Annotated in this window: 7 protein-coding genes; 6 read left to right on the top strand and 1 reads right to left on the bottom strand. The window is 74.8% G+C overall.

Annotated elements, in window-relative coordinates; genetic code table 11:
* The 3 genes from GD748_RS13480 to GD748_RS13470 are packed head-to-tail and all read left to right on the top strand — an operon-like array spanning position 1 to position 3606.
* Positions 1-1038 carry a 3-methyladenine DNA glycosylase gene (locus GD748_RS13480; protein ID WP_152195756.1) on the top strand — a complete coding sequence of 346 codons (1038 nt, stop codon included), beginning with the start codon at positions 1-3 and terminating at the stop codon, positions 1036-1038.
* Positions 1039-1078: 40 nt separating this feature from the next.
* Entirely contained in the window at positions 1079-2365 is a 1287-nt protein-coding gene (locus GD748_RS13475) for an APC family permease (protein ID WP_152195755.1), read from the top strand.
* Positions 2362-3606, top strand: coding sequence for a heparan-alpha-glucosaminide N-acetyltransferase domain-containing protein (locus GD748_RS13470; protein WP_152195754.1), 1245 nt, complete (start codon positions 2362-2364; stop codon positions 3604-3606). The genes GD748_RS13475 and GD748_RS13470 overlap by 4 nt, the downstream gene beginning before the upstream one ends.
* A gap of 62 nt (positions 3607-3668) precedes the next feature.
* Here GD748_RS13470 and GD748_RS13465 read toward each other — a convergent pair whose 3' ends face one another.
* Positions 3669-5066, bottom strand: coding sequence for an APC family permease (locus GD748_RS13465; protein WP_226921361.1), 1398 nt, complete (start codon positions 5064-5066; stop codon positions 3669-3671).
* A 104-nt stretch (positions 5067-5170) separates the two neighbouring features.
* Here GD748_RS13465 and GD748_RS13460 point away from each other — a divergent pair, with 104 nt between their 5' ends.
* The 3 genes from GD748_RS13460 to GD748_RS13450 are packed head-to-tail and all read left to right on the top strand — an operon-like array spanning position 5171 to position 8960.
* Complete coding sequence (locus tag GD748_RS13460; RefSeq protein ID WP_152195753.1) at positions 5171-7810, top strand: DEAD/DEAH box helicase; 2640 nt, start codon at positions 5171-5173, stop codon at positions 7808-7810.
* On the top strand, positions 7810-8304 hold the full coding sequence (ybaK, locus tag GD748_RS13455) for a Cys-tRNA(Pro) deacylase (RefSeq protein WP_152195752.1): 495 nt from the start codon (positions 7810-7812) through the stop codon (positions 8302-8304). The genes GD748_RS13460 and ybaK overlap by 1 nt, the downstream gene beginning before the upstream one ends.
* Positions 8301-8960 carry a pentapeptide repeat-containing protein gene (locus GD748_RS13450; protein WP_152195751.1) on the top strand — a complete coding sequence of 220 codons (660 nt, stop codon included), beginning with the start codon at positions 8301-8303 and terminating at the stop codon, positions 8958-8960. Before ybaK ends, GD748_RS13450 begins: the two co-directional genes overlap by 4 nt.
* Positions 8961-9003: the final 43 nt, after the last annotated feature.

Below are 9003 nucleotides of genomic sequence, written 5' to 3'. Positions count from 1 at the left end.
ATGCCGACCGTGACCTCGCCGGCCCGGCCCCTCGCCCCCGCGGTCTGGACCGCCCGGGCCGCCGCGCACGCCGCGCGGGCCGACGCCCTGACAGCGGCGCGACGGCGGCGGCGCTCGCACCACGAGAAGGACGCCGTCGAGGACTTCCTCTTCGAGTACTACCCGGTCCGGCCGGCCCAGCTCGCCCGCTGGCATCCCGGGGTCGGGGTCACGCTGGAGGCGGCCGGCGCGGAACCGGCCGCGCTCGAGGAGCTCGAGCGCCGCGCGACCTGGCGCTGGCACACCGTCACTCCCGCCGGCCCGGACGTCGGTGAGGATTCGGTGCACCAGGCGCACCGAATCCTCACCGATCCCCCGACTGCGTCCACCGGTCCCCGCACCGCGTCTGACGGTCCGGCCGGGCCCACCGTGACGCTCGACGTCGCCGCCTTCATGACGGACCGCGGGCCGGGCGTGCGCTGGCTCCACAACCTGCTGGGGCGGACCGCCGCCCGCCCCGCCCAGCTCGGCTGCCTGGGCCTGCACGAGTGGGCGATGGTCTACCGGCAGGACGAGCACCGCCACGAGCTGCCGCTGCGGCTCGGGCAGGCCGGCACGGACGCCGTCGTCGAGGCGCACCCGGTCCGGTGCACCCACTTCGACGCGTTCCGCTTCTTCACCGCTCCCGCGCGCCCGCTGAACAGGCTCCAGCCCGCGCGAGCGACTCAGCCGGACCTGGAGCAGCCCGGCTGCCTGCACGCGAACATGGATCTCCTCAAGGCCGCGCTGAAGCTCGGCCCGGCGTGCCCCGGCGAGCTGCTGCTCGACTGCTTCGAGCTCGCCCACGACATCAGGGTCCTCGACATGCAGGCCTCTCCCTACGACGTCACGTCGCTCGGGCACGCACCCGTGGCGATCGAGACCGCTGCCGGGCGCGCCGAGTACGTCGCCCGCCAGCGAGGCTTCGCCGACCGGGCCGACCCCCTCCGGACCCGCCTGACAGACGTCACGACGACGCTGCTCGCGCACGAGCCCACCGACGGCGCGACGCCGGCCTGACGGCACCGGCCGGTCATCTCCCGGGGCTACCCTGCGCGCCATGACCGGTCCTGGATCCCTCGCCCGCAGGCTCGGCCTGACCGACGCCGTCGTCATCGGCGCGAGCTCGATGATCGGCGCAGGGGTCTTCGTCGTGTTCGCCCCGGCCGCCCGTGCCGCCGGCACCTGGCTGCTGGCCGGCCTCGCGGTCGCCGTCGTCGTCGCGCTGTGCAACGCCACCTCGACGGCGCAGCTCGCCGCCACCTACCCGAGGTCGGGCGGGACGTACGTCTACGGCCGCGAGCAGCTCGGACCGTGGTGGGGCTTCACCGCCGGTTGGTGCTTCGTGATCGGCAAGACCGCCTCGTGCGCCGCGATGGCCGCCACCGTCGCGGCGTACACGGTGCCGGCCGACTGGCAGCGCCCGACGGCGGCCGCGGCCGTGGTCGCCCTGACCGCGGTGAGCTGGCGCGGGATCACCCGCACCGCGGCGCTGGCGCGCGTGATCCTGGTCGTGGTGCTTCTCGTGCTGGCTGTGGCCGTGGCGGCGATGGTGCTCGGCGGTCCCGTCGGCGCGCAGGCGTCCGCTCCCCTGACGGCGCCGGCCGCCGGGCCGGACGTGCGGGACGTCCTGCAGTCGGCGGGCCTGATCTTCTTCGCTCTCGCCGGCTACGCGCGGATCGCCACGCTCGGCGAGGAGGTCAAGGACCCGGCGGCCACCATCCCGCGGGCCATCGTCACCGCGCTGGCCGGGGTCGCAGTGCTCTACGCCGTCGTCGCGGTCCTCCTTCTGCGGGTGCTCGGCGTCGACGGGCTCGCGGCCTCGGACGCCCCGGTCGCCGACGCGGTCGCCGCGACGGCCGGGTCGTGGGCCGTGCCGGTCGTGGGGGTCGGCGCCGCGGCGGCGTCTCTGGGCGCACTGCTCGCCCTGCTCGCCGGCGTCGGCCGCACCACCCTCGCCATGGCGCGTGAAGGCGACCTGCCGCGTCACCTGGCGGTGGTCCACCCGCGCTTCCACGTCCCGCACCGCGCCGAGGCCGCCGTCGGTTCGGTGGTCGTCGTCGCCGTGCTCGTGGCGGACCTGCGCGAGCTCATCGGCTTCAGCTCCTTCGGTGTGCTGCTCTACTACGCGGTCGCGAACCTGGCCGCGCTGACGCAGGGTCGCGACCGGCGCCGGTACCCGCGCGCCCTGCAGGTGGTCGGGGTGGTCGGCTGCGCCACCCTCGCACTGACCCTCCCACCGGGCTCGGTGCTGGCCGGGCTCGGGGTGGTCGTCGTCGGGCTGGTCGCCCGCTGGATCGTCCGACAGCGCACCGGTACGCCCCCGGCGCCTACGCTCGGACAGTGACGACCTCCCGGCAGCAGCCGCACGCGGGCCACCCCCGTCAGAACCCCGCCGGATCCCCCGCGGGGAGCGCCGGGACGACGCCCGACGCCGCCGCGGCCGGCGCCGACCGGCCCCGCGGCAGACGCCTGACGGGAATCGACATCGCGCGCGGCCTGGCGATCCTGGGGATGTTCGTCGCACACCTGGGCGACGACGGGCCCGAGGGCCGGCACGACCCGGAGTGGTTCGTCGTCGCCGACGGACGCTCGGCGGCCCTCTTCGCGCTGCTCGCCGGGGTCTCGATGGCACTGGCGAACGGGCGCGGGACCCTGCCCGCCGGAGCCGTCCTCGCCCGTGCCCGCCTGACCACCCTGGTCAGGGCCGGGATCCTCCTCCTCATGGGCGTCTTCCTCGTGGGGCTCGGCACCCCGGTCCTGGTGATCCTGCCCGCCTACGCGGCGATGTTCGTGCTCGCCCTGCCCTTCCTCGGGCTCGCACGCGCATGGCTCCTGCTGGGTGCGGCACTCGTCGCGGTGGTCTCCCCCACCGTGATCTTCCTGCTCACCACGGAGCGGGCCGACGGCGGCCCCAGCCCGCTGGCGTCGGTCACCGGCGAGGCGGACCCCGTCGAGCTGCCAATGGACGTCTTCGCGACCGGTGCCTACCCCGCCCTGGTGTTCCTCGCCTACATCCTGCTCGGCATGGCCGTGGGCCGCTCGGCGCTGAGCTCGCTGCGGGTCCAGCTGGCGCTGCTCGGTGCCGGCGTCGCGCTCGGGGTGCTGGGCTGGGGTACCTCTCGGCTCGCTCTCGACGCCCTCGGTGACGGCGCCTCGCCCCTCGCGCGGCGTCTGGTCAGCGCCGGCGCCCACGAGTACTCCACCCTCGAGGTGGTCGGGAACTGCGGCAGCTCGCTCACCGTGATCGCGGTGTGCCTGCTGCTGACCCGCCCGGGCAACCCGGTCGGCCGCGCCTTCGCGGCGGTGCTCTCGCCGGTCGCGGCCGCCGGGGCCGCGAGCCTGAGCGTCTACTCCTTCCACATCGTGGCGATCTTCCTCCTCGGCAACGACATCGTCTGGTACCCGGTCTCCAACGCGGTGCTGCTCTGGTTCATCGCCGTCGCACTGGCCGCCGCCTGGCTCTGGCGCCGCTTTCTCGGGCGCGGGCCCCTCGAGCGTCTCCTGCGTGCCGCGACGGCGGCCGTCGTCGGCCCGGCGCCGCCCCCGGCAGGGCAGCGGACTCATCGCCCGTCGGTAGGAGCCTGACGGCCGCCGTCGCCGCACGCACGGTGCGGTCCCGCGGGCCGGCACCCCGAGGCGCGCACAGCTCAGCTGCGTGGCGGCTCCCCGTGCTCGCCGGGCGTCTCGGGCGGCCCGGCCGCGAGGGCGCGGGCGGTGCCGGGGCGAACCAGCATGACGATGACTCCGACGACGAACCACCCCGCCGCGATCGCAAGGGCCAGCCGGCTCGCTCCGACGAGGACGGCGAGGATGATCAGCGCCCCGAGGACCGGGACGACGACGGCGGCCGGGGTCGTGCTGCCGGTGCGGCGGGCGTGCCCGACGACCGAGGCGTGCAGGAGCAGGAACGCGGCAAGGGCACCGACCGTGACCATCGAGGACAGGATGTCCAGCCCGTCGGCCCGGCTCGCCGCGGCGAGCGCGACGGCGAGGGTCACGACCGCCGAGAGGAGGATCGCGTTGCGCGGGGTGCTGCCGCGGGCGCCGCCGCGGGCCAGCGCCCCGGGCAGCGCCCCTGCCCTGCCCATCGCGAACAGGAGCCGGGCGACGGCGGCCTGGGCGACCAGCGCGGAGAAGACCGGCCCGACGGCCCGCACGACGGTGACGAGCGAGCCGAACCACACCCCGAGCGCGTCGTCGAGCATGTCGTAGAAGGCGGTGCCCTGGGCGGCCGGCTCGGCGGCCAGCTGGGCCGGGGTCGTCGAGGACAGCAGCGCACCGAGGTACGTCTGGAGCACGAACAGCACGCCGGCGAGGACGAGGCACACCTGCAGGGCGCGGGCCACGTGCCGGGACGAGCCGGTCGTCTCCTCGGCGAACGTCGCGATGGCGTCGAAACCGAGGAAGGCCAGCACCGCGACGGAGACGGCGCCGACCACCCCGCCGGCGTCGAACGCCGAGACGCCGGTGAGCGGCGTGAGCCAGCCCCGCTCGGGACCGACGACGACGAGGTGCACGGCCGCGAGCACGACGAAGGCGCCTAGCACGAGCAGCTCGATGACGAGCATGGCGAGGCCGACCCGTGCGGCGAGCCTGACCCCGGCGATGTTCAGCCCCGTGGTGAGCAGGACCGCCGCACCGGTGAACACCCACACCGGCACGCCCGGGACGAGGGCGTGGCAGGCAAGTCCGGCGAACAGGGCCGCGAGCGCAGGGATGAACAGGTAGTCCAGCGCGATCATCCACCCAGCCATGAAGCCCGGCCGGCGGCCGAGCCCGGCGGTGGCGTAGGCGTACACGGACCCGGCCTGCGGCAGCGCCGTCGACATCCGCGCGTAGGACCAGGCGGTGAAGGACATCGCCACGGTCGCGACGACGAACACGAGAGCGACTGCCCCGCCGCTGCGCGCGTCGAGCACGCCGAACGTGCCCATCGGGGCGGTGACGCCGATGAAGAGCAGCCCGTAGACGACGAGGTCGCGCCAGGTCAGCTCACGCCGCAGGCTGACGGCGTGGGGCTGGTCGCCCTCGTCGACGGTGGCCACAGGCCGAGCGTAGGAGCGTGCCGCGCAGCCGTCCTGCGGGGGCGGACCGACCGCGCGCGACGCGGACGCGCCTGCACCTCGGCGGCTGATGAGAGGATCGGGAGATGCCTGCCGCCGCCACCTTGAACCTCGTCCTCGACGACCTCGAGGACACCGGCGACGCCGTCGGCCCGGACGCGATCTACGAAGCCTTCGAGCAGTGGACCACCGGCACCGGCCTGACGCTGTATCCCCACCAGGAGGAGGCGGTGCTGGAGCTCGTCTCCGGCTCGCACACCATCCTCGCCACCCCCACCGGGTCCGGGAAGTCCCTGGTCGCCGTCGGTGCCCTCTTCACCGCCCTGGCCACCGGCCGCACCGGCTACTACACCGCCCCGCTCAAGGCTCTCGTGAGCGAGAAGTTCTTCGACCTGGTGGACCTGTTCGGCTCGGCGAACGTCGGCATGGTCACCGGCGACTCGGCGATCAACCCCGACGCCCCGATCATCTGCTGCACCGCCGAGATCCTCGCCAACCAGGCCCTGCGCGACGGTGCGGCCACCGACGCGGGCGTGGTGGTGATGGACGAGTTCCACTTCTACGCGGACCCGCAGCGCGGCTGGGCGTGGCAGGTGCCGCTGCTCGAGCTGCCCGACGCCCAGTTCCTGCTGATGAGCGCGACGCTGGGGGACGTGTCGTTCTTCGCCGAGGACCTCACCCGCCGCACGGGGCGCGACGTCGCCGTCGTGGACGACGCCGAACGGCCGGTGCCGCTGACGTTCACCTATTCCGTGGAGCCGATCCAGGACCTGCTGCTCGAGCTCGTCTCCACCCACCGCGCCCCGGTGTACGTGGTCCACTTCGCCCAGAAGGACGCCGTCGAGCGCGCCCAGTCGCTCACCTCGGTGCAGGTGGCCACGCGCGAGCAGCGCGACCGCATCGCCGACGCCCTCGGCGACTTCCGCTTCGGGCCCGGCTTCGGCCAGATCCTCTCCCGCCTGCTGCGCCACGGAGTCGGGGTCCACCACGCGGGGATGCTGCCGCGCTACCGGCGGCTGGTCGAGCGCCTGACCCAGAACGGGCTGCTCGGCGTCATCTGCGGCACCGACACCCTCGGGGTCGGCATCAACGTCCCCATCCGCACGGTCGTCATCACCGCGCTGACGAAGTTCGACGGCGAGCGGATGCGCCACCTCAGCGCCCGGGAGTTCCACCAGATCGCCGGGCGCGCCGGCCGGGCCGGCTTCGACACCACCGGCGAGGTGATCGTCCAGGCCCCCGAGCACGTCATCGAGAACGCCAAGGCCCTGGCCAAGGCGGGCGACGACGAGCGCAAGCGGCGCAAGATCGTGCGGAAGAAGGCCCCTGCCGGGGCGGTCAACTGGACCGACAAGACGTTCGAACGGCTGCGCGACGCGGACCCGGAGCCGCTCACCAGCCAGTTCCACGTCAGCCACACGATGGTGCTCTCGGTCCTGGCCCGCGAGGGCGACCCGGTGGCGGCCATGTACCGCCTGCTCACCGACAACCACGAGCCCGAGCGGGACCGGAACCCGCACCTGCGCCGTGCCATCGAGATCTACCGCTCGCTCCGCGCCGGCGGGGTCCTCGAGCACCTCGACGCCGACTGGCGGCGCGCCCACCCGGGCGAGCCGTACGTGCGCCTGACGGTCGACCTGCCCCGCGACTTCGCGCTCAACGCCCCGCTGTCCCCGTTCGCGCTGGCGGTCCTGGACCTGCTCGACCCCGAGGACCCCGACTTCGCGCTCGACGTCGTCTCGGTCATCGAGGCCACCCAGGAGGACCCGCGCCCGCTGCTCTACGCGCAGCAGCGGGCCGCCCGCGGCGACGCCATCGGCGCGATGAAGGCGGAGGGGATCGAGTACGACGAGCGCATGGCGCTTCTGGAGGACGTGAGCTGGCCGCGGCCGCTCGCGGAGACTCTGGAGGCGGCGCTGGCGACCTACCGGCAGACCAACCCGTGGGTCGCGGACTACGAGCTGAAGCCCAAGTCGGTGGTGCGCGAGATGGTCGAGCAGTCGATGACGTTCTCCGAGCTGGTCTCGCGCTACCAGCTGGCCCGCTCGGAGGGCGTGGTCCTGCGCTACCTCACGGACGCCTACCGGGCGCTGCGGCAGGTCGTCCCGGCGGCGGCCCGCACCGAGGAGGTGGCCGCGATCATCGAGTGGCTGGGTGACCTCGTGCGCTCGGTCGACTCCTCCCTCCTCGACGAGTGGGAGGCCCTGTCCGCCGGGGCCGCGGCGGCCGCCGGCGCGGTGGCCGTGCCCGAGGAGGCCGCCCCGACCGCCGTCGAACGCCGGTTCGGCGAGGGACCGGACGGCTCCGTCGCGTTCACCCGCAACCGGCACGCCTTCCGGGTGGCGGTGCGCAACGCACTCTTCAAGCGGGTCGACGCGCTCGCACGGGAGGCGTACGTGGCGCTCGGGCACCTCGACGGCGACGACGGCTGGGACGCCGAGCGCTGGGAGGGCACCATGGCCCCGTACTGGGCCGAGTACGACTGGCTCGGTGCCGGTCCGGAGGCACGCTCCGCCGCCCTCGTGACCATCCTCGAGCAGGCCACCGACGCGGACCTGCCCGACGGCGTCGACGCCGCCCTGGGCCCGCGCACCTGGGTGGCACGGCAGACCTTCGACGACCCGGCCGGCGACCACGACTGGGGCCTCACCGCTCTCGTCGACCTCGACGCCTCCGACGCCGCCGAGCGGGCTGTGGTCCGGGTGCTGACCGTCGGGCCGCGGTGATGGCCAGGAAGACGCAGCCGACCGGCACGCCCGCGCTGCGGACCCTGGTCGAGGCGCGAGTGCCGCACGAGGTCCGCGCCTACGACCACGACCCGCGACACGCGTCCGACTACGGGCGCGAGGCGGCCGAGGCGCTCGGCATGGACCCGAACCGGGTGCTGAAGACCCTCGTCGCCGAGGTGGACGGCACGCTGACGGTCGCCGTCGTCCCGGTGTCCGGTCAGCTCGACCTCAAGGCCCTCGCCGCGGCGACGGGCGGGCGCCGGGCCACGATGGCGGACCCGTCCGCGGCCCAGCGCGCCACCGGCTACGTGGTCGGCGGCATCTCCCCGCTCGGGCAGCGCACCGCCCTGCCCACCGTCGTGGACGTCAGCGCGCTGGACCACCCCACGGTCCTCGTCAGCGCCGGCCGACGCGGGCTCGACGTCGAGCTCTCCCCCGCCGACCTGGTCGCCCTCACCAGTGCCGTCGTCGCGGCGGTGGGTCGTTCGTGACCGCCGAGCGCCGCGTCCGCGCCCCGGCCGTGCCCGAGCCCGACGTCGCCCGCCACCTCGAGCCGATCGACGCCGGAGCGCTGACATCCGCCACCCTCAGCGCCGTGGACCTCACCGGCGCCGACCTGCTCGGGGCCGGGCTCGACGAGGTGCAGGTGGAGGCCTCGGCGCTGGAGCGGGTGCGGGGCGCGAGCGGCAGCTGGCGGCACACCACGTTCGTGGACTGCCGGCTCGACGGCTCCGACCTGGCCAACCTCCGCGCCGAGGACCTCACCCTGGTGCGCTGCTCGCTGCGCGAGGTGCGGCTCACCGGCGCCCAGCTGCCGGGCGTGCGGCTGCGGGGCGTGCTGCTCGAGGGCGCCCAGGCGTCCCTGAGCAGCTGGCGCGGCGCGCTGCTGCAGCACGTGGTGCTGCGCGGCTGCGACCTGCGCGAGGCGGACCTGACCGACGCCGTGCTCACCGACGTCCTCCTGGAGGACTGCGACCTCTCCGGGGCCCAGCTGAGCGGCGTGCGCTGCGAGCACGTGCACCTCTCGGGCTGCCGGGTGAGCGGGCTCGGCGGCGTCAGCGGACTGCGTGGGGCGAGCGTGGCGGAGGCCGACGCCTACGAGCTACTCCCGGTCCTCGCCCGCGAGCTCGGCATCACGATCCGCTGACCACCGACCCCCTCGCCGCCCCCACCCCCGCACACCTCGTGCA

Origin of the sequence: Georgenia subflava (genome assembly GCF_009193155.1) — a bacterium.
GTDB classification, from domain to species: domain Bacteria; phylum Actinomycetota; class Actinomycetes; order Actinomycetales; family Actinomycetaceae; genus Georgenia; species Georgenia subflava.
This window is presented reverse-complemented; position numbering and strand designations above follow the sequence as displayed.